Below are 26,338 nucleotides of genomic sequence, written 5' to 3' on the forward strand. Positions count from 1 at the left end.
TTTTAAGAGCAGAAAAGCCGGGCAAGCCCGGCTTTTCTTTTTTTGCGGCTGTTCGCGGCCGCTCAGGCCGTCGGCGCGTCGGCGCGCATCAGGCCTTCCTGTTTCAAATCCGCCCACAGCGCCGCAGGTATCTTGGTGTCGAGCAGGGCGCGGTTGCTTTCGACCTCGGCCGGCCGCTGGCCGCCAGGGATTACCGACACCACCGAAGGATGCTGCAGAGGGAATTGGAGCGCCGCCTCGATCAGGCGCACATTGTGGCGCTTGCAGACAGCTTCGATACGCGCAACGCGATCCAGGATCTCCTTCGGCGCCTCGCTGTAATTGTAGAAGGCTCCTGGCTTCGGGCCGGTCGCCAGCACGCCGGAATTGTAGGGGCCGCCCAGCACGATGCCGATGCCGCGCTTCTGGCAGAGCGGCAGGAACGACTGCAGCGCCTCCTGTTCGAGCAGCGTGTAGCGGCCGGCGAGCAGGAACAGGTCGAAATCGCCGCGTTCGGCGAGTGTCTGTGCCACCTGCCACTCGTTGATGCCGCCGCCAAAGGCCTTGATGACGCCCTGGTCGCGCAGCGAAAGCAGACCGTAATAACCGGACGACATGAACTCCTCGATGCGGGCATCGGAGGCTTCCTTGCTGCCATGGGTAAAGATGTCGACGTCGTGGACGAAGAGGATGTCGATGCGGTCGACACCTAGACGTTCAAGCGAGGCCTCGAAGGAGCGCATGACGCCGTCATAGGAGTAGTCGTAGACCTCCCGGCGCGACGGCGTCTCGAAGAACTTGCCGATGCCGGTGCGCTGGTCCGGCGGGGCGACGCGCATGATGCGCCCGACCTTGCTCGACAGCACGTAATCGTCGCGCTTCCTGCCGCGCAGGAACGGGTTGAGGCGGGTTTCCGACAGGCCGAGGCCGTAGAGCGGTGCCGTATCATAGTAGCGGCAGCCGGTCGCCCATGCCGCTTCCAGGGTGGCATTGGCGTCCTCGTCGGAGATGGCGCGATAGAGATTGCCGAGCGGCGCGGTGCCGAAGCCGAGCTCGGTGAAGGTGATGCCGCCATTGCCGATGCGGTCGAAGTGCCGTGTCTTCATGTCTGACGATGTCCCGGAGTGATTTGTCTGACATGACACTATCACGCTCGTGGCCCAGCAAAAGTGCCGAGGCTCGTTGGACAGTGATTTTCGCAGTGGTAGCATGAACAAAAACAAGCCTTTCGTGGTCGCGAGCCGCAATTCCATGGAGGCAAGCGACGCCCCGGCAGGCAAGGTGAGCCGTCATGACCAAAGCTGGATCAGGCATGTTCGCGACTGCGCTGGACGAGCTTGGCGCGGTGCTGGCGCGGACGGATGAAGCTCGCATCGACGCCGCCTGCGAAATGCTTGTCGATGCCGGCAGGATCGCTGCCTATGGCTGCGGCCGCGAGGCGCTGCAGGTCAAGGGCTTCGCCATGCGGCTCTACCATCTCGGCCTGCCGGTCTCGGTCGTCGGCGACATGACCACGCCGCCGCTGGGGCGAGGGGATGTGTTCCTGGCGAGCTCAGGTCCCGGCGAGACCGCCACGGTGCTGACCTTGATGCGGATTGCCCGCGAGGCCGGCGCGAAGGTGCTGCTCTTGACGGCAGAACCGGCAAGCAGCGCCGCCAAGCTCGCCGACTTCACGCTCGTCATCCCGGCGCAGACGATGGCCAGCGACCAGGGCGAGGCAAGAAGCTCGGTGCTGCCGATGGGCTCGCTGTTCGAAGGCGCGCTGTTTCTTTTGTTCGAGATCATGGTGCTGAAGCTCCAGGCGCTGACCAATGCCACGCCGGACGCGATGCGCGCCAGGCATACCAATATGGAGTAGGGGATGCGCTACGAGCTGATGCTGCCACACCAGATCCGCCAGGCGATCGAGGAGAACTGGCCGGTCGTGCTGCCGCTCGGCGTGCTCGAATATCACGGCGAGCACATGGCGGTCGGCATGGACACGCTGGCGGTGATCAAGACGGTGGAGCTGATCGAGAAGGAGAGGGACCTCGTCATCCTGCCGCCCTTCTATTACGGCGCGGCAAGCTATGCGGTGGCGGCGCCGGAAGGCAGCGGCTCGGTGCAGGTCGGCGGCCCGGCGCTTTCGCCTTTCGCGGAGGAGTTGTTCTACGGCCTGCTGCGCATCGGCTTCCGCAACATCCACGCCATCATCCATCATCAGACCGAGAATTTCGCGGCCGGCATGCCGACCGATCTCGCCTTCAAGACCGCCGGCCGGCAAGCGATCTTCCGCTTCCTCGAAAAGGAGCGCGGCGAAGGCTGGTGGGGCTCGAACGCGATGGCCGATTACTATGCCGGCCATGCGCAGGGTGAGAATGTCTTCAACTGGGTGCAGGTGCACCCGCTGATGCCGGCCGCGATGAACGGAAAATATCCGTTCGACCATGCCGGCATCGGCGAAACCTCGCTGATGTTGGCGCTTTGCCCCGAAGCCGTGGACGAGAAGCATTTCGCCGACAACACCGGCTGGTACACGAAAAGTGCCGCGGAAGCCTCGGCGGGCCTCGGCAAGATCGGGGTTGCGATGATCCTCGACCATTTGCGTTCGATCCTGGTGCGATAGGCGCGGTTCTTCCTTCTCCCCTTGTGGGAGAAGGTGGATCGGCGCGCAGCGCCGAGACGGATGAGGGGTGTTCCAGCGGAGCGAGACGCCGGCGTTCCCTGGAACACCCCTCATCCGTCGCCTTCGGCGACACCTTGCACAAGGGGAGAAGGGAAGCGCCGCCTACTTCACCGAGCCGGCCGTCATGCCCATGATCAGATAGCGCTCGAGCGCGATGCCGATGATCGCCAGCGGCGCGATCGCGGCGGTGGCCAAGGCCGCCATCGACCACCAGTTGATACCTTGCGAGCCGGTCTGGCTCGCCACCATGACGGGGATGGTCTTGGCATCGGTCGACGTCAGCAGGGCGGCGAAGAAATACTCGTTCCAGCACAGCACCATCGCCAGGATGAAGGCGGCGACCATGCCGGGCAGCGCGATCGGCATGACGATGCGGAAGAAGGCGCCCCAGATCGACAGCCCGTCGACAAGGGCTGCTTCCTCCAATTCAACGGGTATCGAATTGAACTGATCGCGCATGATCCAGATGACGATCGGCAGCACCATCAACGTATAGAGGAGCACGAGCCCGATGCGCGTGTCGAGGAGGGCCACTTCGCGGTAGAGCACCAGGAAAGGCAGCGCCAGCACGACCGGCGGCAGGATCAGCTGCGACAGGAAGAAGAAGGAGATGTCCTCGTTCTTGAACCAGGCGAATTTGTAACGATAGCGGACAAGGCCGTAGGCGGCGAGGCTGCCGATGATGATGGCGAGGCTCGATGCGCCGACAGAGGTGATGACCGAGTTCATGAAACGTTTGAGGAATTCGTCGCGCACGGTCGAGGTCTGGGAGATCGAATCCGGCGACAGGCCGAGCGAGCGCCAGCCCTTCCAGTCAGGCGTGAAGTCGACGAAGGGAATGAGATGACCTTGGGTGACGTCGACCGCCGATTTGAACGAGGTGGTGATCGTCCAATAGATCGGGAACAGGCAGACGAAAGCCCAGAAGATAAGCGCGCCATAGATGAAGACGCGGCTGGCGACGAAGGCCGCCGGCGAGCGGATTTCGGAGACGGTGTAGTCGGTGGTCTGGACGCTCATGATGCCGCTCAGTTGACGTTGCGCACGAAGCGACTGGCGAATTTCAGCAGCCAGGTCACGAACACGACGATGATGACCAGATAGGCCATGGCCAGCATGGTGCCGTAGCCGACATTCGAGCGGTCGCGGTATTCGCGGTAGATGAAGCTCGAAACGGAATCGGTGGCGCCGCCGGGGCCGCCGGAGGTCACCGTGATAATGATGTCGGCGAGCTTCAGCTTGAAGATAACGCGCAGGATTAACGCCGTCACCGACACCGGCAGCATCAGCGGAAAGGTAACCTGCCAGAAACTCTGCCACGCATTCGCGCCATCGACGCGCGCCGCCTCGATCACCTCCCGCGACATCGCCTGCAGTCCGGCGAGCAGCATGATCATCATGAACGGAATGAAGGTCCAGGCGTCGAGCACCATGATCGAGATGCGGGCAGTGATCGGATCGGAGAAGAAGGCGGGATTGTTCCAGCCGAGATGACGCGCCAGCGTCGCCGCCGGTCCGAACCGGTACTCCATCAGCGATTTGCCGATCATCCAGGAGACTGCGACCGGCGACAGCATCAGCGGCAGCAGGAAAACGACGCGGAAGAATTTGCGGGCGCGGATCTGCGCATTGAGCAGCAGCGCCAAGCCGAAGGCGATGACATATTCGACCAGCACCGCAAGCACATAGAGCACCATGTTGAACAGAGCGTTGCGGTAGTAAGGGTCGGCCAGCATCTGCCAGAAATTGTCGAGGCCGTTGAACCTGCGCCCGCTGAAGGAACTGAGGTTCCAGTCGGTGAGCGCGATGTAGAAGCCGAACAGCGTCGGGAAAATCACCATGGCGATGGTGAAAAGCAGGGCCGGCAACAGGAACAGCGCGCGCTGGCCGTCCTCGCCGCGCGTCAGCACCTGCCAGGCGCCGAGCGCCACACCCCACAGCACATAAGCGTAGACCACGGGGCGCCAGGTGTCGAAGCCGACCGTGGACATCTCGGTCTTGTAGAGGATCTGCACGACGATGATCGCCAGCAGGCCAAGGGTTGCAATGGCCAGCACGCCCCAGCCGAGGCGCTTGCGGCCCGCCGGGATCAGGTCGGCCGGATCTGCCGGCCACGCATTCACGGTCGAAGTCTGCTCAGCCACGCCTCTCGCCTTCTAGAGCGCTTCACCGTTTCACGGAAACGGCGAACCGCTCTATCTCTTTGTTTTTACGCAATTCCGGACGGAAAACCGCTCACACTTTTCCTGGAATTGCTCTAACGCATCAAACCGGCCGAGCCGGCAAAAATGCGGCCCGGTGACGATGCGCCACCGGGCCGCGACGTCTCATAAGCCAGCCTACATGCCGAGCGAGGCTTTGTAGAGCTTGATCTGGTTTTCGCGGCCGATCTGGTCGGTCAGCTTTTCCCAGGCGGCGGCGATGGCGTCGGCGCCTTCCTGCGCCTTCATCTTGCCGGCAAAGGTGTTGGCCAGGATGTCCTCGGCGGCAGAATAGTACTGGAAGATGCCGGGGATGCGCGGCTCGATCGCCGCGTTTGGATGGTTGTAGCTGTCGGCTTCAGACTTCAGATACGAACTGATGAAAGCCTCGTCATAGCCGGCTGCCACCCATTCCGGGATATTGAAATGGGAGTTGCGGTAGGGCTGGAAGCCCGACGGGTAGGCCGCGCACCACAGCGACAGGTCCTTGCCGCCGAGATGAGCCGCCGCCGACCATGCGGCCTTCTTCTTCTTTTCGTCGGAATCGACGCGGGCCATGACATAGACGCCCCAGCCGAGATAGGCGCAGTTCGGCGCGTAGTTCGGACCGCTGGCGAGCTTTTCCCACTTGCCGGTCTTGGAATTGTAGACGTCGTCAGAGCCCGGCAGGATCGAGAAGCCGGTGACGTCGCCGACGACCGAGGAGTCGTTGGTCTTCGCATTCGACCCAGCATCTCCCCACCAAGCCAGCATCGAACCAGTGCCGCCTAGGAATTGGGAAAAGCAGGTCTGGTTAGGGTCGGCGTTAATTTGATCTTGGGGTTCGAAAGGCAGCGCATCGATGACGTCCTGAATCGCCCGCACCCAAGCCGGGTTGTTGACGCGCGGTTTCATAGTATCCGGATCGAACAGCCATGCCTTGTCATCGGGGTGCTTGGCATAGGCGCTGGCGCGGCTGCCAAGGAAGTAGAAGCCGAAACCGCCCCAGGGCTTGGGCGCGTCGAGATAGCCATAGATGTCTTGGCCCTTCATCTGCTTACCCTTGAGGAATTTGGTCACGGCCTGCACCTGCTGCCAGGTCTTCGGCACGCCCCATTCCGTCAGGCCTGCCTTGTCGCCGCTGTCAGCTTTCCAAGCCGCCGCCAGGTCTGAGTCGGAGAACACGTCGGTGCGGTAGTTGAAGTTGTGCGTGTCGCCATCGACGGTCACCCGATACTGCTTCCCATTCCAGGTGCCGACCGGCGGCTTCAGATAGGCCACCAGATCGTCCATATCGACCTGCTTCTTCACCCAGTCAGGCATTTCGGAGGTAAGGCCCTTGCCGCAGACATCGCCTTCGAAAGGCGCGCCCATCTCGACGATATCAAAATCGACTGTGTTGGTGGCGATGGCCTGCTGTAGACGCGGGTTGTAGTCAGCCTGCGCCAGGTCGATCCAATTGATCTTGGCACCGGTATAAGTTTCCCATGGCTTCAGGAAGCCGCGGAACAGCACGTTGTGGAGGTTCTGGTTGTTGAGGCCCATGAAGGTGAGCTCGACACCGGCGAACTCGCCTTCCTTGACATTGGCCTTAGTCGCTTCGAGGCAGAGCTCGCCGACTTTCTGGAAGTCGGCATCCGTCGGCTGGCCTTTGCCGACGCCCGGGATCTGCAGGATTTTCGCGCGCAGACTGTCGTCGGCGGCCGCAGGCTTCGTCAGTGCTCCAAGCCCGGCGCCCGAGGCGGCGGCGATTGCGGCCATGCTGGCCGCACCCTTCAGCACATCGCGGCGGCTGGCGCCGGCGCGCATCAGTTTTTCATACAGATCGACTCTCATCTACAGGTTCCTCCCAGAACAACAACGCTTGAATTGAAGTGCCAATCTCTCAGACGTCGAAACGCCTCTCGGTTCTCCTCGATCATACCGGACGTGGGACCCCACCCTGCGTCGCCGGAGCTCCGATTTCAGGGTAACAGGCCTGCTCTCGGATTGGCACTCGCCACTATTCGCGTAATCGATTACCTTGTCAACAAGATTGGCTTTTTATCTATAAGATACCGACTTGCCGTTGCCGTTCGCAATGGCTAGCTTCACCGCAAACGATAAAGGGGAGACGATGGCTCAAGTCGCGATCAGCAGTGTGGCCAAGGCGTTCGGAACCGTCAAGGTCCTGCATGAAGTCAGCGTCGACATTGCGGACGGACAGTTCGTCGTGCTGGTCGGTCCGTCGGGATGCGGCAAGTCCACGCTCTTGAGGATGGTGGCCGGGCTGGAGACCGTTTCCGGTGGCACGATCTCGATCGGCGACCGCGTCGTCAACAACCTGCCGCCGGCGAAGCGCGACATTGCCATGGTGTTCCAGAACTATGCGCTCTATCCGCACAAGACGGTGGAGCAGAACATGGCTTTCGCGCTGAAGCTGCGCGGCACCGATCCGGCCGTCGTCGCCGAACGGGTCAAGCGCGCCGCCGATATTCTCGACCTTGCGCCTTATCTCAAGCGCTATCCGCGCCAGCTTTCGGGCGGCCAGCGCCAGCGCGTCGCCATGGGCCGCGCCATCGTGCGCAATCCGCAAGTGTTCCTGTTCGACGAGCCGCTTTCCAACCTCGACGCCAAGCTGCGCGTGCAGATGCGCACCGAAATCAAGGAGCTGCACCAGCGGCTGAAGACGACCACCATCTACGTCACCCACGACCAGATCGAGGCCATGACCATGGCCGACAAGATCGTCGTGATGCGCGACGGCCGCATCGAGCAGGTCGGTGCGCCGCTGGAGCTGTTCGACCGGCCGGCCAATCTGTTCGTCGCCGGCTTCATCGGCTCGCCGGCGATGAACCTGCTCAAGGGCACCGTGAAAAAGGGCGAGAAGCCCGTGGTCGACATTGCAAGCTCGGCGTTTCCAATGCCGACCAGTATCGCCGCGGCGGACGGCCAGGCCGTCGTCTATGGCATGCGCCCCGAGCACCTGGAAATCCATCCCGATGGCGTCGCATCGACGATTTCGGTGGTCGAACCGACAGGCTCGGAGACGTTGGTGTTCCTACGGTTCGGCGAGGGGGAGATGGTGGCGCTATTCCGGGAGCGTCACGACTTCAAGCCGGGCGACACGCTCAAGTTCAAGCCGCGTCTCGACCAGGTCCACCTCTTCGACGCCGCAACCGGCAAGCGTCTCTAACCGCACACAACCCTTCAAGAGGAAACCATGCTCAAAGGGATTAACCCGCTGCTCAATGCCGATGTGCTCCAGGCGCTGCGGGCGATGGGCCATGGCGACGACCTGATTATCGCCGACACCAATTTCCCGTCCGATTCCGTGGCCAGGCAGACAGTGCTCGGCAAGCTCCTGCGCATCGACGCGACGGCGGCGGAGGTGGTGAAGGCGGTGCTGTCGCTCTATCCGCTGGATACTTTCGTCGACGATGCGGCAGCGCGCATGGAGATCGTCGGCAAGCCGAACGAAATCCCGCCGGTGCAGAGGGAGGTGCAGAAGGAGATCGACGCCGCCGAGGGCAAGCCTTGGCCGATGATCTCGATCGAGCGCTACGCCTTCTACGAGCGCTCCAAGAAAGCCTATTGCGTGATCCAGACCGGCGAGCGCCGCTTCTATGGCTGCTTTGCCTTCCGCAAGGGCGTCGTGCCGCCGGATGCGGAGTAAGGACATGGCCAAAGGCGAGCCCGTCATCATGAAGCCTGTTGTGATCCTGGGCGTGTTCGTCGCCGACACCGCCTATCGCGCCGACCGCCAGCCGCGCCTGGGCGAAACGATCCTCGGCAATTCCTTCAAGCTCGGCCCGGGCGGCAAGGGCTCGAACCAGGCCGTGGCGGCAGGCAAGCTCGGCGCCGACATCACCTTCCTGACCAGGCTCGGCGTCGATGCCTTCGCCGACATGGCGAAGCAGACCTGGAAGGACGCAGGCGTGAAAAGCGCCGTCATCGACACGCCGGACAGCTATACGGGCGCGGCCTATATCTTTGTCGAAGAAGGCAGCGGCAACAACGCCATCATCGTCAGCCCGGGCGCGGCAATGCTGATCTCGCCCGAAGACATTGAGGCGCATGCCGACCTGATCCGGTCCGCCGGCGTCTTCGTCACCCAGCTCGAACAGCCGATCGACGCAGCATTGAAGGCGCTCGAGATCGCGCGCGGGGCAGGGGTGACGACCATCCTCAACCCCGCCCCCGCCGCCAGCCTGCCTGACCGCGTCTACGCGCTCTGCGACTATGTCACGCCAAACGAGACAGAGGCCGAAGGGCTGACCGGCATCAAGGTTTCGTCGATCGACGATCCCCGCCGCGCCGCCGACGCGCTGCTGGCCAAGGGTGTCGGCGCCGTCATCGTGACGCTCGGCGAGAAGGGCGCTTTGCTACACACCAAGACCCGTTCGGAGCATGTCGGCGCGGTCAATGCCGGCCCGGTGATCGAGACGACGGGAGCGGGCGATGCGTTCAACGGCGGTCTCGCAGCCGCCCTGGCAAAAGGCGTCGAGCCGCTGGAGGCCGTACGCTTTGCCTGCGCGGTCGCCGGCATCTCGGTGACCCGCCCCGGCACCGCGCCGTCGATGCCGACATCGCAGGAGGTCGAGGCGCTGCTCGCCGGGGCCTGAGACCTCCGCCTTCGATTTTTTGCGGCTTTTTTAGCGGTCCCTTATTGCGGAACGCAACCGAGGCGAGCGCGTTCATCGTGCTGTCGGCGCGCCGATTTGGAACGGTAGGATGAAAAAGCCTTACGAAAAGCCCACGCTGGTAAAGCGCCAGAAGCTCACCGAACGGACGGCCCAGATCGTCGCTTCCGGGGTTGTACTGGGCGAATGATTTTCAACAGGCAGCGCTAAAGAATCCTGCTGGTCAGCTCCAGCATCGTCGTTGCGCCTTGCTCGCTGCCGGGCATATGCACGACACGAAGCACACGAAGGTCCCTGCTCGACCCTTCGACCGGCATCGACACGCTTTCGCCGACCCGTGGCAATTCCTGGAAGGCGAGCTCGTCGACATCCCTCTCATCGTCGATGGAAATCCGACATCTCACAGCCATCTTATCTCTCCCGTCTTTTCGCCCGTTGGCTGAACGGGACAAGATTGGAATGGTTCCGGGATCAAGGCCGAGAGCCGGATGATTTCAGGTCGAGTCGACCTGAAATCCGAATCCGGCTCTAAATCAAAGAGATAGCATGATGTCGTCCGAAAACCGCTCCACACTTCTCGAGATCATGCTCCGGAGCCGACTTACGGTCTACTTGGCGCGGTAAGAGCCGCCGACGCTTGCGGCGCAAAGGCCGCAAATTGCGCGGCCAAGAACGCAAAGTTGAAATTTTCTTGGAGGGAAAGGGCCTAAGCCCTTGAAAAGATGGCGCGAGTGACGGGGCTCGAACCCGCGACCTCCGGCGTGACAGGCCGGCACTCTAACCGACTGAGCTACACCCGCGCACTTGACGAGCACGTGTCAGGCGTGTTCGTCGTTGGGCGGTGGATAAGGGGTTCGCCTGCGGGTGTCAAGCGCGGCATTCAAGCATTACAGCAATCAGGAGAAGGTTTTTTGACAGCGGCGCCGAGGCTGGGGAAATCCGCGCCCCGACGGGTGCGCGGTCCGTTCATTTAGCCTTGCGAACGCGGCCCTAACTGCTTAAAGGTCCGCGCTCAAGCGGGCGATTAGCTCAGTTGGTAGAGCGCTTCGTTTACACCGAAGATGTCGGCGGTTCGAGCCCGTCATCGCCCACCAGCCTGCCGGACAAGCCGAAGCAGAATGCGGCGACGGCCCTCGCGTGGGCCGCCACCTTATTGCGCCGGGTTCAGGCGCGGCTACTGCCTGACGTAGCAGCGCTTGTGAGCGCCAGGAGCGGGATCATCGCCAAAGGCGTCGTTGCCGCATCTGACACCGTTCCTGAAAACATCCTGCGTGTACTGGCCACGTGCGCCGTATCTGACCATCGCGCGGCCGCGGAAATCGCAGAACTCACCCTCCCTGGCGCAGGCGGCCCATCCGCCGCGGTCCGGGCGAGAACCGTAATCGTCGTCCCCGTAGTCGTTGTCGCCATAGTCGCTGCCGCCGCGCGCCACGAAATAACAGGCCTTTTCGCGGCCGGGGGCGGGGTCGCCAAACAGGCGATTCGAGCAGGGCACAGCCTGACGGTCGAAAAACCGTGCAGTGGTTCGGCCCCGGGCGCCGTAGATAACTTGGGTGGGGTAGGGCAAGCGGCATATGCCGCCCTCATTCGCGCATCGCCGCAGTTGCTGCGCCGAGGCGGTGGTGGGGAAAAGGGCGGACGCCATGGCGACCAGCCCGGCCAGACATATGAAGGCCAGCGTCGTTCGGATCGAGACGTGAAAAGTTTTTGACACGAATTGTCTCCCGGTTCGGTTGCACGCCGGCATCCTACCGCAGGCCGAATAAATGCGCGATGAATGCCTGGTTGTCTCGGGAGCCTGACATCCATTTCGAAGTGGGCGCAGCGCGCCGCGGTCCGACCGACTGGCTCAGCATTGATCCAGTTCAGTACAGGCCCTGCCTATGCGTCGGCCTGGCCGATTGCCGGCCGCCAAACGCATCGCGATGGTGGGCGGCAGGAGAAAGCCCGCGGCTCATCCCCGACCAGATCGATCCCGATGAGGAGAAAAGATGATTGAGCTGCCTTTTGCCCGCGAAGAGTACCAGCGGCGGCTCGCAAGAATCCGCGCCGAGATGGCAAAGCGCGGTATCGAGCTCCTGATCGTCAACGACGTCGCCAACCAGCACTACATCACCGGTTATGACGGCTGGTCGTTCTACACGCCCCAGCTGGTGCTTGTGCCGATCGAGGACGCCGAGCCGGTCTGGATCGGCCGCGCCATGGATGCGGCCGGCGGGTTGCTGACGGCCTGGATGAAGCCGGAAAACGTGGTCGGATTTCCGGAAGACCATGTTCAGCGCGCCGATCGGCATCCCATGGACTGGATCGCGGCGTGGATCGTCGCCAAAGGCTGGGGCAGCCGCCATATCGGCGTCGAGCTCGAAGCCTATTATTTTTCGCCGAAGGCACATGCGCGGCTCGTCGCCGGATTGCCCAATGCGAAATGGCACGACGCCGACCTGCTCGTGAACTGGATCCGCGCGGTGAAATCGGCGCCGGAAATCGCCTATCTGCGCAAGGCCTCGATGCTGGCCGAAGCAGCCGTCGCGCGCGCATTCGAAGTTATCGCGCCGGGCGTGCGCGAATGCGATGCGATCGCCGCCATCCAGGCCGCGCAGATTGCCGGCAGTCCGGATTTCGCCGGCGACATCACGGCGCTGCCGCCGACGATCCTCGGCGGCGAAAACGCTTCCGCGCCGCACATCATGTGGAGCGACAGGCGGTTCGGAAAGGACGAAACGATCGCGCTCGAACTGGCCGGCGTCTGCCGCCGCTACGCCGCCGGGCTCGCCAGGACCATGCAGCTCGGCAAGATGCCAACCCGCGTCGCGGACACGGCAAAGGCGGTGATCGAGGGAATGGATGCGGTTCTCGACACCGCACGGCCGGGAACGACCGCGGAGGCGGTCGAAGCTGCTTGGCGCAAGATCATAGAGCGCCACGGGCTGAAGAAGGAATCGCGCATCGGCTATTCCATCGGCGTCGCCTATCCGCCGGATTGGGGCGAGCATACGATCAGCCTGAGGCCCGGCGACAAGACGGTGCTCCAGCCCGGCAATGTCGTTCATTCCATCCTGGGCATGTGGATGGATGGCTGGGGCATCGAGATCAGCGAAACCATTCTGGTAACCGATACCGGCAACGAGACGCTGACGAAGTTCCCGCGGGATATCTATGTCAAAGCGTGACTGGCCGGCGCGAGCGGTTCCGCGGCGATATTGATGCCGGGATTCTTGATCGGATGATCGAGATCGGGCACGGCGCCGGTTTGGATCAGCCGGTCAAAGGTACTGCGCAACCTTCTTGCCGACGGTGAGGAAGCGCAGCGGGTCGACCGCCTCGCCATCGTGGCGCACTTCGTAGTGCAGGTGCGGACCCGTCGAGCGGCCGCTGCTGCCGGTCTTGCCGATGACGTCGCCGGCGGCGAGCTTCTGGCCGACACTCACATCGATCTCGCTCAGATGTCCGTAGCGTGTGGCAAAGCCGTTGCCGTGGTCGACCTCGACCATGCGGCCGTAGCCGCCGGCCCAGCCGGCTCTTGTGACGACGCCGGCGGCGGTGACCTTGGCCGGCATGCCGATCGGCGCCCTGAAATCCATTCCCGTATGCAGGGCGGCGCTGCCCAGGATCGGATCGGTGCGCACGCCGAAGGGGCTGGTCACCGTGTGACCCGGGGCGGGATTGGCGAGCGGCAGCTTGCGCGCCTCTTTCTTGACCTGATCGAGCGCATCGAGCGCCTCGTCCAACTCCTTGACCTTGCTGTCGAAACCCATGGAGGGATCAAGCGGAACCAGCGGGCCGCCGACATCGCTCTTGTTCAGTTCACCGTCGACCGGCAGGCCGGCCGCTTCCAGTGCCTGCGCTATGGCATCGGCATTCTTGTAGGCGTTGTCGGCAAGCGTGGCGATGCGCGAAAGCTGCTGGCCCTCGATGGCCTTCAGTGACGCACTGATCGAGACGAACAGCTTGTCGGCGCGATCGGCCGCCGTTTCGCTGTCCAGCGGATCGGACCGTGTCGACCAGAGCGAGAAGGGCCTTGTGTCGCCGGCGCTCAAGGATGCGACGGAATAGGTGGGCGCCTGCGAAAGGCTGCCTGTGACCTCGGCGTGCTCGTCGGGCTTGGGCGTCACCGCGTTCGTCGCGGGCGCGTCGCCGACCTCGTTCTCCGCGCGCTCGAGGATCGGCCCAAGCCGTCCGTGCCGTTCACTGAGCTGGGTCTGCCTGGCCAGCAGCTCGCTGACCTTGGTCTCCATCAGCTGCTGATCAAGAAGCTGGCGGCTGGTGATGCGGTCGACCTGGGCACGAAGTGCCGAGATACGGTCCTCATAGGCCTGCTGCATGCGCGCCTGCCGTGCCGTCGTGGCGCCGATCAGGTCGTCGCGCAGCACCAGATAGGATGTCGCGAGCAGATAGCCGATGGCGATCGCCGCCAGCGCCGAGCCGATGAGGGCGGCGAGCCAAGGGCGGATGGTGAAATGCCTTATCTCATTGCCCCTGGCGATGATGACCGTGTGCGGTTCCTTACGCCTGCCGAAGACAGCTGACTGACCGGTTGGTTTCACGGGGACCAAGCTTTCGTTACGGGACCAACGACAAGCCTGATTACACATTATTAGGGTTAACAAAGTTTTGCCGGCCGCAGCGTCTGAAACAACCATCTCGCGCATTGCGCGTGGGAGGTTGCAATGGCCGGGCTGACGGCCGACGATACCGCGAAAGCGTGCGCCTGCTTCTAAGGTATGTTGATATTCAGGTGATGCCGGCCTGCAAACGCCGGTTTACTGCGCTTCCGGTGCTCACGTACTTAAGTACGCTCCGCTCCGGTTCTCGAAAACCGCCGTTTTCGGCGCGGCCTGACCTGAATCTCAACACACCTTAGAGCGTGCGCACGGCCTCAAGCACCTCTTCGGCGTGGCCCTTGACGCGAACCTTGCGCCAGATACGGGCGATCCGCCCGTCCTTGCCGATCAGGAAGGTGGCGCGCTCGACACCCATATGTTTGCGCCCATACATCGTCTTTTCGACCCACAAATGGTAGGCGTCGATCACTTTGCGCTCCTCGTCAGCGATGAGATCGACGGTGAGATCGTGCTTCGCCTTGAATTTGTCGTGTTTCTTCACGCTATCAGGCGACAGCCCGATCACCACGGCACCGGCCTTCTCGAACTCCGGCTTCAACTGCGAGAAGCTGATGGCCTCGGCGGTGCAACTTGTGGTGTCGTCCTGCGGATAGAAGTAGAGTACAACTGGCTTGCCCAGGAACGCCGCGAGGCTGAGGGAGCCGCCGCCGTCACGCGGAAGATCGAATTGCGGCGCTGCGTCGCCCACGTCGAGGTCAGCCATATCGATGCCCTTGTTTGCGGTTACGCGCGGGAAATCATCGATATAACGTGAGGCGGGGATTCGTCCACGACGAGTTCGTCACAACGGAATATTGCTTGGATCAGGAAGCACCGCAGCACGAGAAGATCAGGTTCAGGCGTGACGAGATCACCGACCTGGCGAGGCTTCCGTCCGCGTGCAGCGTGCCGCCGCTCGGCCGGGCAGCCGTGCGGCGGCGTTTCCGGATCCTCGGCCGGGTGTTTGCCGGGTTTTGCGCGCTCATGCTTCTGGCGGCGGCAGGTGTCTATGTCCTCGGCGCCTCCGGCATCGGCACGGAGCGCCTGCGGACGGAGGCGGAGACAGCCATCGAGAAGCTGGCCGGCGTCGATGTCAATGTCGCCGTCGGTGCGGCTCGGCTGACGCTGGACGGGTCGAGCTTCGTCGCCCTGCAGGTGAACGATGTCAGCCTGAAGACGGCCGACGGCAAGCCGATGGCCGATATCGGACGCGTGCGTTTCGGCATGCGCCTGCTGCCGCTGCTTTCGGGCGACGTCCGGCTGACGAGCGCCAGATTTTCCGATGCCCATATCGTGGTGGCCGCCATGCCCTCCGGCGGCAGCGACTGGACGGCGGCGCTGCGCAACGCGGATGGCCTTGTCGACCCGGAGAAAGTGTCGGCGGCGGTGTTTTCAGGCGTCAACGATGCGCTTGATGCCGTGCGCGAGGATTCGATGCGACAGATCGATCTGCGCAATGTCGAGTTCAAGCTGCCGGACACCGGACTGGTCAAGCGCGTGACCGTCGCCTCGGCGACCGTCGCGCAGACAGGCGCGGGACGTATGCAGGTCTCCTACGATGCCGATGTCGATGGCCGGCACGCGACTTTGACCGCCTCGGCGACGCGCGATGCGACGGCAAGGCGCATTTCGTCGCTGGACGCCAATCTCAAGATAGAAGGCGCCCCCGGCGAGGGCAGTTCGACCGAGGTCGCCCGGGCGACCGATGGCGCCAAGCTGGGTTCGATCGCATTGAAGCTTTCCGGCTCGGAAGCGTCGGGCGACAACCCATCGCGCCTGGCGGCTTCGCTCTCGCTCAACGGTTCGGTGCTCGACCTGGACGAGCGCGGGCTGCTGCCTACCGATGTCGATGCCGATGCCACTCTGGTGGCCGGTTCGAACAAGATCTCGGTCGATCGGCTGCTGATCAGGAGCAGCCGCTCCAGCTTCGACTTTGCCGGATCGATCGGGCCGAAGCCGGCAGTGGCGGGGGAGGAGCCCGCCTACCGCTATGATCTCACCAGCGACGGCTCGACGCTGGCGCCTTCCGAATCGCCGGAACCGGCGCTTCAGTTCCTGGCCCGTATCGCCGGGGTCTACCAGCCGAAGAGCCGCAAGCTCGTTGCCGAGCAGATCGGCGTGCGCTCTGGCGGACCGGGCGAGGTGCTGGGCGCGGCCACCGTCGCCTTCGTCGACAACGGCCCGCCAGGGGTATCGCTGTCGCTCAACGTGCACGACATGCCGGTCTCGCATGTCAAGCAATTGTGGCCGTGGTTCTCGGCCCGCAACGCGCGGCTTTGGGTGCTGGGCAACCTGTTCGGCGGCACGGTGACCGACGCCAAGCTGCAGTTCCAGGTCGCGCCGGGGCGCCTCGGCAACGGCGTGCCGCTTACCGGCGACGAAGTGTTCGGCCGTTTCCAGATCGAAGGATCGCGCTTCGATACCGCCGGGCGCATCCCGCCGGTCCGCGACGCCGTCGGCGTGGTTGCGTTCCATGGCAATGATGTCGATATCGCGCTCTCCTCGGGCAGCGTCTATATGCCGAGCGGCCGCACCGTGGCGGCAAGCGGCGGCACGCTGACGGTCAAGAATGCAAACCGACCGATTGTGATCGGGGGGCTCGACATCGACGTGGCGGGCGAGGCGCCGGCGATCGCCGAGCTGGCCTCCTATGAGCCGATCAATGCCATGCGCCATGTCGGACTGGCACCGGAAGACCTGTCCGGCACCGTCACCGGCCATGTCAGGGCGGACATTCCGCTGACCAAGGGCATGGACACCTCGAAGCTCGATTGGCTGGTTTCGCTCAACTACCAGGACCTGTCGCTGGCGAAGCCTTTCGAGGACCAGACCGTGACCGAGGCCGATGGCTCGATCACCGTCGGGCCAAAGCAGGCGGTGATTTCCGCAGAGGCCAAGCTCAACGGCATTCCGGCCGAGCTCGACCTCGTCGAGCCGCTCGCCGATGACGGGCCGGCGCGAAGCCGCAAGGTTACGCTAGTCCTCGACGACAAGACGCGCAACGCCAGCATGCCTGGACTGTCGGCCCTGCTTTCGGGAACCATCAAGGTGGCGATCGACAAGAGCGGCGAGGGCGCCCAGCAGGTTTCGGCGGACCTGACCAATGCCAGGCTCGACATTCCCTGGGCAGGCTGGAGCAAGGGCGCCGGCATTCCCGCCAAGGTCGCTTTCGACATGGCGAAGTCCGGCAGCACCACCACATTGACCGATTTCGCTCTCGACGGAAAAAGCTTCTCGATCGACGGCAATGTGACACTGGTCAACGGCTCGCTGTCAGCGGCCCGCTTCAGCAAAGTCGCGTTGAACAGGGGCGACGACATTGCCGTTTCGGTCAAGCGTTCCGGCAAGAGCTACGCTGTCGATGTCAGCGGCGCGTCGCTCGACGCCCGCTCGCTGATCAAGCAGTTCACCTCGGACGTCGATACAGCCACGAAGGGCGCCGGCAGCGACGCGATCTCGGTGAGCGCCGATGTGGCATCGCTGACCGGTTTTCATGACGAGGTGCTTTCCAACCTCAAGCTCGAATACAGCGCCGCCGGATCGCGGGTGAATGGGCTAAACGTCACCGCCGCGGCAAGCTCGGGCGCCGCGATCGCGATCAACAACACCACCAGCGAAGGCGGCCGCGTGCTCAGCGTCAAGTCTGCCGACGCCGGCGCGATCCTGCGTTTCCTCAATGTCTACGAGCATATGGAAGGCGGCGCGATTACGCTCTCGCTCTCCGGCGCCGGCGACGGGCCGATGAAGGGTCAGGTGGATGCCCGCAATTTCTATGTGGTCAACGAGCCCAAGCTGGCCTCGATCGTGTCGACGACGCCGGCCGGCGACACGCGCAGCCTGAACGAGGCGGTCAAAAGCAAGATCGACACGTCCAGGGTGCAGTTCGAGCGCGGCTTCGCCGAGATCGACAAGGGCTCCGGCTATCTGAAACTGGCGAACGGCCTGCTGCGCGGCCCGCGCATCGGCACGACCTTCCAGGGAACGCTCTACGACCCGAACAACAACATGGACATGACCGGCACCTTCATGCCGGTCTATGGTCTCAACCGCATCTTCGGCGAGCTGCCTTTGTTCGGGCCGTTGCTGGGCAACGGGCGCGACCGCGGCCTGATCGGCGTCACCTACCGGCTGCGCGGCAACGCCAACAAGCCGACGCTCAACATCAATCCGCTATCTGTGGTGGCGCCGGGCATATTCCGCTCGATCTTCGAGTACCGGCAACAACCGTCCCAAACTGCGCAGTAAGGTTTCGGCCGATCAGCTCGCCCGCACCAGCACGTGCTTTTTCTTGCCGAGCGAAAGCTTCACGACACCTTCGACACCGACGTCCTGAAGCGTGACGACGCGGCGGTCGTCGGTCAGGGGCTGGTCGTTGATGCGCACGGCGCCGCCTTGGACATGCCGGCGCGCTTCGCCGTTCGAGCCGGCCAGACCGGCGCTTACGAACAGCGCCAGGATGCCGATGCCTGACTCAAGGTCCGATTTGGCTACCTCGACGCTGGGCAGCGTGTCGGCGAGCGCGCCTTCCTCGAAAGTCTTGCGCGCCGTCTCGCTTGCGGTCTCGGCCGCCTCGCGGCCGTGCAGCATGGCGGTGATCTCGGTGGCGAGGATCTTCTTTGCCTCGTTGATCTCCGAGCCGTCGAGCTTTTCAAGGCGCGCCACCTCGTCGAGCGGCAGGGTCGTGTAGAGCTTCAGGAAGCGCCCGACATCGGCGTCCTCGGTGTTGCGCCAGTACTGCCAGAATTCGTAAGGCGAGAGCATGTCGCCGTCGAGCCAGACCGCGCCGGAAGCCGACTTGCCCATCTTGGCGCCGGACGAGGTGGTGAGCAGCGGCGTGGTCATGGCGAAGAGCTGCACGCCCTCCATGCGGTGGCCGAGGTCGATGCCGTTGACGATGTTGCCCCACTGGTCGGAGCCGCCCATCTGCAGCCGGCAGCCGACGCGCTTGTAGAGCTCGACGAAGTCGTAGGCCTGCAGGATCATGTAATTGAATTCGAGGAAGGACAGCGACTGCTCGCGGTCGAGCCTCAACTTCACGCTATCGAAAGCCAGCATGCGGTTGACGGAGAAATGCCGGCCGACATCGCGCAGGAAGTTGACGTAGTTGATCTGCATCAGCCAGTCGGCATTGTTGACCACGACCGCGTCGCCCGGACCGCTGCCGAACTTCAGGTAAGGCGCGAAATTGCGGCGGATGCCGACGAGGTTGGCGTCGATGTCCTTGGGAGTGAGCAGCTTGCGCGCCTCGTCCTTGAAGGACGGGTCGCCGATCATCGAGGTGCCGCCGCCCATCAGCGCGATCGGCCGGTGACCGGTCTGCTGCAGCCAATGCAGCATCATGATCTGGATCAGCGACCCGGCGTGCAGGCTCTTGGCGGTGGCGTCGAAGCCGATATAGGCGCTCACCGTTTCCTTGGCGAAGAGCTGGTCGAGGGCGGATTCATCCGAAATCTGATGGATGAAGCCGCGCTCGCTCATGATGCGCAGGAAATCGGATTTGAAGGCGGACATTTTTTCTTCCTGGAGGTCGCCGGGCGCTTGGCCATGCTTGATATGAAGGCGCGCGTTTAGCATCCAAGCGCGATCAGCAAAAGTGGTTTCCGGTTTTGCGTCCGATCGCGCTTCAACCAACAAACACGCGATCAGCAAAAGTGGTTTCCGGTTTTGTGTCCGATCGCGCTTCAACCAACAAACACGCGATCAGCAAAAGTGGTTTCCGGTTTTGCGTCCGATCGCGTGCGGCGCGGCGCGTCCTTGCTTCGCCCTTTTTGCTGGCGTAATGAGGCGCCGCGCAAAGACATGGCGCCATGCACCGCGACGGGGCCATCCCGCAGTTTCAGATCGGAAAAGCTCCCGCGATGAACAGGAACACCCTCTTCCTCTTTCTGTTCAGCATCGTGATGACCGTCAGCGGGCTTGCCAGCCTGCCGCCGGTGGACCGCGATGAATCCCGCTTCGTCCAGTCGACCAAGCAGATGGTCGAGACCGGCGATTATGTGGATATCCGCCTGCAGGATGTCACGCGCTACAAGAAGCCGATCGGCATCTACTGGCTGCAGTCGGCTGCCGTGGCGTTGAGCGGCGAGGGGGCCGCGGCGCCGATCTGGGTCTACCGCCTGGTCTCGATGCTTGGCATCGCGCTCGCGGTCGTCGGCATCGGCTGGACCGGGACAAAACTCTTCGGCGCCAGTGCCGGGCTGGCCGCCGGACTGATGATGGCGGCGATCTTTGCCACCGCCTTCGAGGGGCGCGACGCCAAGACCGATGCCATGCTTCTCGCCTGCTGCGTGATTGCGCAAGGCGCGCTGGCGCAGGTCTATTGGGCTTCGAAGCGCAACGATCCGGTTCCCGGGCATCTGCCGTGGATCTTCTGGATCGCGCAAGGCTTCGGCATCCTCATCAAGGGCCCGGTTTCACCGCTTTTGTCGCTGCTGACCGCCGCTGCCCTCTTTGCCTTTGACCGCGATTGGCGCTGGCTCTTCAAGATGAAGCTGGTGCGCGGCGTCGGCATCGTGCTGGTCATTGTTCTGCCGTGGCTGATCCTCATCACCTGGAAGAGCGGCGGCGCCTTCTTCCAGGAAGCGGTCGGCAAGGACATGCTGAACAAGGTGGCGCAGGGCGAGGAATCGCACGGCCTGCCGCCCGGCTTCTATATGCTGACTTATTCGCTGTTCATGTGGCCCTTCGGGCTGATCGCGGTCGGCGCCGGGCTCCAGGCTATCAACCGGTTCTGGGACGATCCGCGGCTGCGCTTCTGCCTGGCCTGGTACATCCCGTTCTGGCTGGTGTTCGAGGCGATCCCGACCAAGCTGCCGCATTATGTCATGCCGGCCTATCCGGGCATGGCGCTTCTGGTCGGCTGGCTGCTCACCTTGCCGGCGGACAAGGCCAACGCGCCGCTGAAGCGCTGGCAGACATGGCTGTGGTGGGCGACGGCTTTCGGCCTTGCCGTGGTGGCGATCGGCCTTGCCGTGGTCTGCGTCGGCGCGCCGCTTTACCTCGCCAAGACCTTCTCCTGGTGGAGCATACCGGCAGCGATCGCCGCTCTGGTCACCGGCTATCTTGCCTTCCCCAGACAGCTTCAGGTGCCGCTGCCGCGCATCGCGGCGATCGCCGTCGGCGCCGGCATTACCTTCAGCCTGCTGTTTGGCGTCATTGCGCCGTCGCTGAAACCGATCTGGCTCAGCCCCGCCGTCAAGGCCGCCGTCGACGCCAACCGTCCTTGCGACACCACGGTGCTTGCCTCGGCGAAATTCCAGGAGCCGAGCCTCGTCTTCCTGGTCGGCACCAAGACCGTGCTGACCGACGTCGAGGGCGTGGGGCAACATCTGCTCGCCGATCCATCCTGCGCGCTTGGGCTGGCGCCGATCAAGGACGAGCAGAAGCTTACCGATGTGCTGACCGCTCAGGGCAAGTCGGCAAAGCGACTGACCGAGATCGACGGCATCAACTATTCGTCGGGAGACAAGCTGTCGCTCGGGCTTTACCGGGTGGCGCCGTGATGAATAGCGTCGGGCATCGAATGTCCCTATAAGCGCCAAGCCATGTCCGCCGCGCCGCCCCTTGCCCTCTATCGCCGCTCGCTCGGCAATTTCCGCGACACGATGTCGATCGTGAGGCGACGCTTTGCCGTGCGGCCGGCGCGCTATCCGAGAATTTTGTGGAACGTCTGGCTCATAGCCTGGGCGCTGCTCACCATGGCGATCTTCCTGCGCCTCGACGCCGGTGCGGGCGAGATGCGCGGCGAATGGTCCCCCGGCTTCGTGCGCTTCACCGATTTCTTCACGCAATTCGGCCTCGGCGGCTGGTACCTCATTCCGGCCGCGCTCTGCCTTGTTGCCGCCAATCTGATGGATTGGCGCGGCCTGTCCCGGCATGGCCGGGTGATCGTCTACAACTGGACGTGTTTCGCGTTCCTGGTGCTTTGCGCCGTCGGCCTGTCCGGTCTTGCGGTCAACGTGCTGAAATACGGAATCGGCCGCGCTCGGCCGCTTTATTTTGACAGTTTCGGCGTCCTGTCGCTGCACCCTTTCGCCATGGACGCGCGCTTTGCCGGTTTCCCGTCCGGCCATGCCACGACGATGGGCGCGGTCTTCGGCATCCTGCTGCTGTTGTTCCCGCGGCGCTGGACCATCGCGCTGGCGGTCACGGCCTGCATCGCCTCCACACGCATCTTCGTCGGCGCGCACTATCCAAGCGACACGGTCGCGGGCTTCGGGCTCGGCCTGGCGTTCGCGGTGCTATCGGGACTGGTGTTTGCCCGGCTCGGCTTTATCTTCAGCCAGACAGGCTCGAAGCTGCCGGTGCGCAAGCGGACATTCCGGTTGGTACCGTCCCGCGCGCCAAGAGGCAGGGCTTCGACGGCCAATTCGGTCGAGGCCGGCGTCGATCAAACCCAGATTCCTTAAGGCGCCTTGACTGGCGCCTCCGCGCTTAGCGCAGCCGCTTCGGCCTCGGATCGGCCAGCTCGCCGGCGAGGCGACGGTCGAGATAGTCGGCGCACTCCTGGATCAGCAGCTCGGAATCGTTGGCGAAGAAATGATTGGCGCCTGGGATCGTCTTCTGCGTGATGGTGATGCCCTTTTGCGTGTGCAGCTTGTCGACCAGGCCCTGCACATCCTTCGGCGGCGCCACCTTGTCGGCATCGCCATGGATGATGAGGCCGGACGACGGACAGGGCGCCAGGAACGAGAAGTCGTAGGTGTTGGGCTGCGGCGCGACCGAAATAAAACCCTCGATCTCGGGCCGGCGCATCAGGAGCTGCATGCCGATCCATGCGCCGAAGGAATAGCCGGCGACCCAGCAGCTCTTCGAATCCGGATGCAGCGACTGCACCCAGTCAAGCGCGGCGGCCGCGTCCGACAATTCGCCGGTGCCATGGTCGAACTCGCCCTGGCTGCGGCCGATGCCGCGGAAATTGAAACGCAGCGTGGTGAAATCGCGCTTCTGGAACATGTAGAAGAGGTCGTAAACGATCTTGTTGTTCATCGTGCCGCCGAACTGCGGGTGCGGATGCAGCACGATAGCGATCGGGGCGCTCTTTTCCTTCGAGGGCTGATAACGTCCCTCCAGGCGACCAGCCGGACCGGCGAAAATGACCTCAGGCATAAAATACTCCACATGGCATATGAATGCGCTAGCCCGGGACTTTCCTGATCCCGACTCACCCGCGGCCCCACATCTTCTGTGGCCTTGACGCCGGGCGAGCGTGTTCCTAGAAGCTAGTTTAGAATTGTTCAAAACTGGGAGGCCGAAACCCGATGGTCCGGCCACCCGCGCCGCAAGCCGGGTAAATAGGACGGCTTGCCTTGCAATTTCAAGGAAATAACGCGCTATCCTGGCGGGATAGTCGGCGGAAGGACGAACTGAGCGAAAATGGCCGCAACCCGCGCCTATCTCGACTACAACGCCAGCACGCCGCTCATTGCGGAAGCGCGGGCAACGATGGTCGCCGCGCTCGATGCCGCCAACCCGTCATCGGTCCACGCGGAAGGGCGCGCCTCGCGCCGGCTGGTCGAGAACGCGCGCCGCGACGTGGCGCGGCTGGTCAACGCCAGGCCTGAACATGTCGTCTTCACGTCCGGCGCCACCGAAGCCGCCTCGACGCTGCTCACGCCCGACTGGCAGATGGGGCGCGGGGCTATCCGCATGAGCCATCTCTATGTCTCAGCGGCCGACCATCCCTGCATCCTGAATGGCGGCCGGTTTGCCGCGGCGCAGGTGACGAAGATCGGCGTCGACCGGAACGGCATTGCAGATATCGAGGCGCTGGCCGCCGCGCTTGCCGCGCATGATAAGGCCGCTGGCCTGCCGCTGGTGGCGATCCACGCCGCCAACAACGAGACCGGCGTTATCCAGCCGATCGCGCGCATCGGCGAGGTCGTCAAGGCCGCCGGCGGGGTGCTGGTCGTCGACGCCGTGCAGGCTGCGGGGCGGATTCCGCTCGATATGTCAATTCCTTATGCCGATTATCTGATCCTGTCCTCGCACAAGATCGGCGGCCCGAAGGGCGTCGGCGCGATCGTGGGGGCATCCGACCTGATGATGCCGCGCCCGCTGATCAATGGCGGCGGCCAGGAGAAGAGCCACCGCGCCGGCACGGAAAACGTCGCCGGGATCGCCGGTTTCGGCGCCGCGGCGCGTGCCGCGCTTGCCGCTCTCGCCGACATGGACGCCATCGCGAGCCGGCGCGACGAGGTCGAGGCGATTGTGCGCGACCTCGCGCCGGACGCGGAAATCTTCGGAAATGACGCTGCCAGGCTTGCCAACACGACATTCTTCGCTATTCCCGGCGTCAAGGCCGAAACGGCGCAGATCGCTTTCGATCTTGCCGGCGTCGCGCTGTCTGCGGGTTCGGCCTGCTCGTCGGGAAAAGTCGGGCCAAGCCATGTGCTGAAGGCGATGGGGCATGGCGACAGCCTGGGCGCGCTGCGCGTCTCGATCGGCCGTGCGACCGGCGCCGAGGATATCGCGGCGTTCCGGGCGGCACTGGCCGGCATCGTCGCCCGCCGCGCGGGCAAGGAAGAAGCCGCCTGACGGCGGAGCATTGGAGCGGGAAACGCCTTGCGGTTCTCGGATTTCCGCTGCTCGAACAAGAATTCGGGCTTTAGGGCCTGGTAGAGCCGTGCGTTTTGTCCTGGCCGGGTGAATTTCCGGCGGACACGCACTATATGGAGCTTACTCCGCCGCGAGTCCCTCCCTGGGACGCGATTTCGGCGGTGCCATAGTTTGAAAACTGCCGGGCCTTGACCCCGGCGTGGATGGAGAACGCTTATGCCTGCAGTGCAGGAGACGATCGATCGGGTTCGAAAGATCGACGTCGACCAGTATAAATATGGATTCCAGACAGAGATCGAGATGGACAAGGCCCCCAAGGGCCTGAGCGAAGACATCATTCGCTTCATCTCGGCCAAGAAGGATGAGCCGGACTGGATGCTGGAATGGCGTCTGGGGGCCTATCGCCGCTGGCTGACGCTGGAAGAGCCGACCTGGGCGCGCGTCCACTATCCGAAGATCGATTTCCAGGACATCCACTACTACGCCGCGCCGAAGAGCACGCCGGGGCCGAAGTCGCTGAGCGAAGTCGACCCTGAACTGCTCAAGGTCTATGAAAAACTCGGCATTCCGCTCAAGGAGCAGGAAATCCTGGCCGGCGTGCAGAAGACCGATGCCTCGGAGCTCGAGGAAGCCAGCGACAACGTCTACAAATCGGGCCGCGTCGCGGTCGACGCGGTGTTCGATTCCGTTTCGGTGGTCACCACCTTCAAGAAGGAGCTGGCTCAGGCCGGCGTCATCTTCTGCTCGATCTCGGAAGCGATCCGCGAGCATCCGGAGCTGGTGAAGAAATATCTCGGCTCCGTCGTGCCGACCTCGGACAATTTCTACGCGACGCTGAATTCGGCGGTGTTCACCGACGGTTCGTTCGTCTTCGTGCCGAAGGGCGTTCGCTGCCCGATGGAGCTGTCGACCTATTTCCGCATCAACGAGAAGAACACCGGCCAGTTCGAGCGCACGCTGATCATCGCCGAGGAGGGGGCCTATGTCTCCTATCTCGAAGGCTGCACGGCGCCGCAGCGCGACGAGAACCAGCTGCATGCCGCGGTGGTCGAGCTGATCGCGCTCGACGATGCCGAGATCAAATATTCGACGGTGCAGAACTGGTACCCCGGCGACGCCGAGGGCAAGGGCGGCATCTACAATTTCGTCACCAAGCGCGGCGATTGCCGCGGCGATCGCTCGAAAATCTCGTGGACACAGGTCGAAACCGGTTCGGCCATCACCTGGAAATATCCGAGCTGCATCCTGCGCGGCGACGATTCCAGCGGTGAGTTCTATTCGATCGCGGTGTCGAACGGCTACCAGCAGGTCGACAGCGGCACCAAGATGATCCATCTCGGCAAGAACACGTCGAGCCGCATCATTTCCAAGGGCATCGCCGCCGGTTTCTCGCAGAACACCTATCGCGGCCAGGTCTCGGCGCATCGCAAGGCGACCAACGCGCGCAACTTCACCAATTGCGATTCGCTTCTGATCGGCGACCAGTGCGGCGCGCATACCGTGCCTTATATGGAAGCCAAGAATTCGACGGCGCAGTTCGAGCACGAGGCGACGACCTCGAAGATCTCCGAGGACCAGAAGTTCTACGTCATGCAGCGCGGCATCCCCGAGGAAGAGGCGATCGCGCTGATCGTCAACGGCTTCGTCAAGGACGTCATCCAGCAGCTGCCGATGGAGTTCGCCGTCGAGGCGCAGAAGCTGATCGGCATCAGCCTCGAGGGTTCGGTCGGCTGA

General features: G+C 63.4%; 22 protein-coding genes and 2 tRNA genes. 13 read left to right on the forward strand and 11 right to left on the reverse strand.

Going from position 1 to position 26,338, the window contains the following annotated elements; all coding sequences use genetic code 11:
• Positions 1–62 precede the first annotated feature (62 nt).
• Positions 63–1,085: an aldo/keto reductase gene (locus tag FJW05_RS02510; protein ID WP_140627499.1), complete on the reverse strand. Its 1,023-nt coding sequence runs from the start codon at positions 1,083–1,085 to the stop codon at positions 63–65.
• Positions 1,086–1,270: 185 nt separating this feature from the next.
• On the opposite strand from FJW05_RS02510, the gene hxlB reads away from it, so the two are divergent.
• Both hxlB and FJW05_RS02520 read left to right on the forward strand, forming a co-directional pair.
• Positions 1,271–1,837, forward strand: a complete 567-nt coding sequence (gene hxlB, locus FJW05_RS02515; protein WP_140627501.1) for a 6-phospho-3-hexuloisomerase — start codon at positions 1,271–1,273, stop codon at positions 1,835–1,837.
• Positions 1,838–1,840: 3 nt separating this feature from the next.
• Positions 1,841–2,584 (forward strand): creatininase family protein, encoded by a 744-nt coding sequence (locus tag FJW05_RS02520; RefSeq protein ID WP_140627502.1) that lies wholly within the window; start codon positions 1,841–1,843, stop codon positions 2,582–2,584.
• 162 nt (positions 2,585–2,746) lie between these two features.
• Here FJW05_RS02520 and FJW05_RS02525 read toward each other — a convergent pair whose 3' ends face one another.
• From FJW05_RS02525 to FJW05_RS02535, 3 genes are all read right to left on the reverse strand, one after another.
• Positions 2,747–3,664 carry a carbohydrate ABC transporter permease gene (locus tag FJW05_RS02525; RefSeq protein WP_140627504.1) on the reverse strand — a complete coding sequence of 306 codons (918 nt, stop codon included), beginning with the start codon at positions 3,662–3,664 and terminating at the stop codon, positions 2,747–2,749.
• Between the two features lie 8 nt (positions 3,665–3,672).
• Entirely contained in the window at positions 3,673–4,788 is a 1,116-nt protein-coding gene (locus FJW05_RS02530; RefSeq protein WP_140627506.1) for a sugar ABC transporter permease, read from the reverse strand.
• Between the two features lie 195 nt (positions 4,789–4,983).
• Positions 4,984–6,660: a sugar ABC transporter substrate-binding protein gene (locus FJW05_RS02535; RefSeq protein WP_140627507.1), complete on the reverse strand. Its 1,677-nt coding sequence runs from the start codon at positions 6,658–6,660 to the stop codon at positions 4,984–4,986.
• A gap of 280 nt (positions 6,661–6,940) precedes the next feature.
• Here FJW05_RS02535 and ugpC point away from each other — a divergent pair, with 280 nt between their 5' ends.
• The 4 genes from ugpC (at position 6,941) to FJW05_RS27590 (ending at position 9,636) form a co-directional block, all read left to right on the forward strand.
• Complete coding sequence (gene ugpC, locus FJW05_RS02540; RefSeq protein WP_140627509.1) at positions 6,941–7,999, forward strand: sn-glycerol-3-phosphate ABC transporter ATP-binding protein UgpC; 1,059 nt, start codon at positions 6,941–6,943, stop codon at positions 7,997–7,999.
• Between the two features lie 27 nt (positions 8,000–8,026).
• A complete protein-coding gene (locus tag FJW05_RS02545; protein ID WP_140627511.1) occupies positions 8,027–8,479 on the forward strand; it encodes an RbsD/FucU family protein in 453 nt (150 codons plus the stop codon).
• Positions 8,480–8,483: 4 nt separating this feature from the next.
• Positions 8,484–9,428: a ribokinase gene (gene rbsK, locus FJW05_RS02550; RefSeq protein WP_181164827.1), complete on the forward strand. Its 945-nt coding sequence runs from the start codon at positions 8,484–8,486 to the stop codon at positions 9,426–9,428.
• Between the two features lie 109 nt (positions 9,429–9,537).
• The gene (locus tag FJW05_RS27590) at positions 9,538–9,636 is read left to right on the forward strand and encodes a putative RiPP precursor (protein WP_208648418.1); all 99 of its coding nucleotides are present in this window, start codon (positions 9,538–9,540) and stop codon (positions 9,634–9,636) included.
• Positions 9,637–9,652: 16 nt separating this feature from the next.
• On the opposite strand, the gene FJW05_RS02555 is transcribed toward FJW05_RS27590, so the two are convergent.
• Both FJW05_RS02555 and FJW05_RS02560 read right to left on the reverse strand, forming a co-directional pair.
• The gene (locus FJW05_RS02555) at positions 9,653–9,856 is read right to left on the reverse strand and encodes a hypothetical protein (protein ID WP_140542619.1); all 204 of its coding nucleotides are present in this window, start codon (positions 9,854–9,856) and stop codon (positions 9,653–9,655) included.
• Between the two features lie 313 nt (positions 9,857–10,169).
• Positions 10,170–10,246: transfer RNA gene (locus tag FJW05_RS02560), tRNA-Asp, on the reverse strand.
• Positions 10,247–10,464: 218 nt separating this feature from the next.
• Here FJW05_RS02560 and FJW05_RS02565 point away from each other — a divergent pair.
• Positions 10,465–10,540 (forward strand) — tRNA-Val (locus FJW05_RS02565).
• Between the two features lie 80 nt (positions 10,541–10,620).
• Here FJW05_RS02565 and FJW05_RS02570 read toward each other — a convergent pair.
• Positions 10,621–11,160: a hypothetical protein gene (locus FJW05_RS02570; protein WP_246673184.1), complete on the reverse strand. Its 540-nt coding sequence runs from the start codon at positions 11,158–11,160 to the stop codon at positions 10,621–10,623.
• Between the two features lie 277 nt (positions 11,161–11,437).
• Between FJW05_RS02570 and FJW05_RS02575 the strand changes: the two genes are divergently transcribed.
• Positions 11,438–12,616 (forward strand): M24 family metallopeptidase, encoded by a 1,179-nt coding sequence (locus tag FJW05_RS02575; RefSeq protein ID WP_140627513.1) that lies wholly within the window; start codon positions 11,438–11,440, stop codon positions 12,614–12,616.
• Positions 12,617–12,709: 93 nt separating this feature from the next.
• Here FJW05_RS02575 and FJW05_RS02580 read toward each other — a convergent pair whose 3' ends face one another.
• Together FJW05_RS02580 and FJW05_RS02585 are read right to left on the reverse strand one after the other, a co-directional pair.
• Entirely contained in the window at positions 12,710–13,990 is a 1,281-nt protein-coding gene (locus FJW05_RS02580; RefSeq protein WP_140627515.1) for a M23 family metallopeptidase, read from the reverse strand.
• Positions 13,991–14,303: 313 nt separating this feature from the next.
• Positions 14,304–14,771, reverse strand: a complete 468-nt coding sequence (locus tag FJW05_RS02585) for a peroxiredoxin (protein WP_140627517.1) — start codon at positions 14,769–14,771, stop codon at positions 14,304–14,306.
• 95 nt (positions 14,772–14,866) lie between these two features.
• Here FJW05_RS02585 and FJW05_RS02590 point away from each other — a divergent pair, with 95 nt between their 5' ends.
• Positions 14,867–18,292 (forward strand): DUF3971 domain-containing protein, encoded by a 3,426-nt coding sequence (locus tag FJW05_RS02590; protein ID WP_140627519.1) that lies wholly within the window; start codon positions 14,867–14,869, stop codon positions 18,290–18,292.
• 12 nt (positions 18,293–18,304) lie between these two features.
• On the opposite strand, the gene tyrS is transcribed toward FJW05_RS02590, so the two are convergent.
• Complete coding sequence (gene tyrS / locus FJW05_RS02595; RefSeq protein WP_140627521.1) at positions 18,305–19,558, reverse strand: tyrosine--tRNA ligase; 1,254 nt, start codon at positions 19,556–19,558, stop codon at positions 18,305–18,307.
• 347 nt (positions 19,559–19,905) lie between these two features.
• On the opposite strand from tyrS, the gene FJW05_RS02600 reads away from it, so the two are divergent.
• The gene (locus tag FJW05_RS02600) at positions 19,906–21,549 is read left to right on the forward strand and encodes a glycosyltransferase family 39 protein (protein WP_140627523.1); all 1,644 of its coding nucleotides are present in this window, start codon (positions 19,906–19,908) and stop codon (positions 21,547–21,549) included.
• 42 nt (positions 21,550–21,591) lie between these two features.
• On the forward strand, positions 21,592–22,455 hold the full coding sequence (locus FJW05_RS02605) for a phosphatase PAP2 family protein (protein ID WP_181164829.1): 864 nt from the start codon (positions 21,592–21,594) through the stop codon (positions 22,453–22,455).
• A gap of 25 nt (positions 22,456–22,480) precedes the next feature.
• Here the strand turns inward: FJW05_RS02605 and FJW05_RS02610 are convergent, their stop codons facing one another.
• Complete coding sequence (locus FJW05_RS02610) at positions 22,481–23,155, reverse strand: alpha/beta hydrolase (protein WP_095765174.1); 675 nt, start codon at positions 23,153–23,155, stop codon at positions 22,481–22,483.
• A 267-nt stretch (positions 23,156–23,422) separates the two neighbouring features.
• Here FJW05_RS02610 and FJW05_RS02615 point away from each other — a divergent pair, with 267 nt between their 5' ends.
• Both FJW05_RS02615 and sufB read left to right on the forward strand, forming a co-directional pair.
• Positions 23,423–24,583, forward strand: a complete 1,161-nt coding sequence (locus FJW05_RS02615; protein WP_140627525.1) for a cysteine desulfurase family protein — start codon at positions 23,423–23,425, stop codon at positions 24,581–24,583.
• 237 nt (positions 24,584–24,820) lie between these two features.
• Entirely contained in the window at positions 24,821–26,338 is a 1,518-nt protein-coding gene (gene sufB, locus FJW05_RS02620) for a Fe-S cluster assembly protein SufB (RefSeq protein ID WP_140542626.1), read from the forward strand.

The sequence above is a fragment of the Mesorhizobium sp. B2-9-1 genome (assembly GCF_006439455.1).
GTDB lineage: Bacteria > Pseudomonadota > Alphaproteobacteria > Rhizobiales > Rhizobiaceae > Mesorhizobium.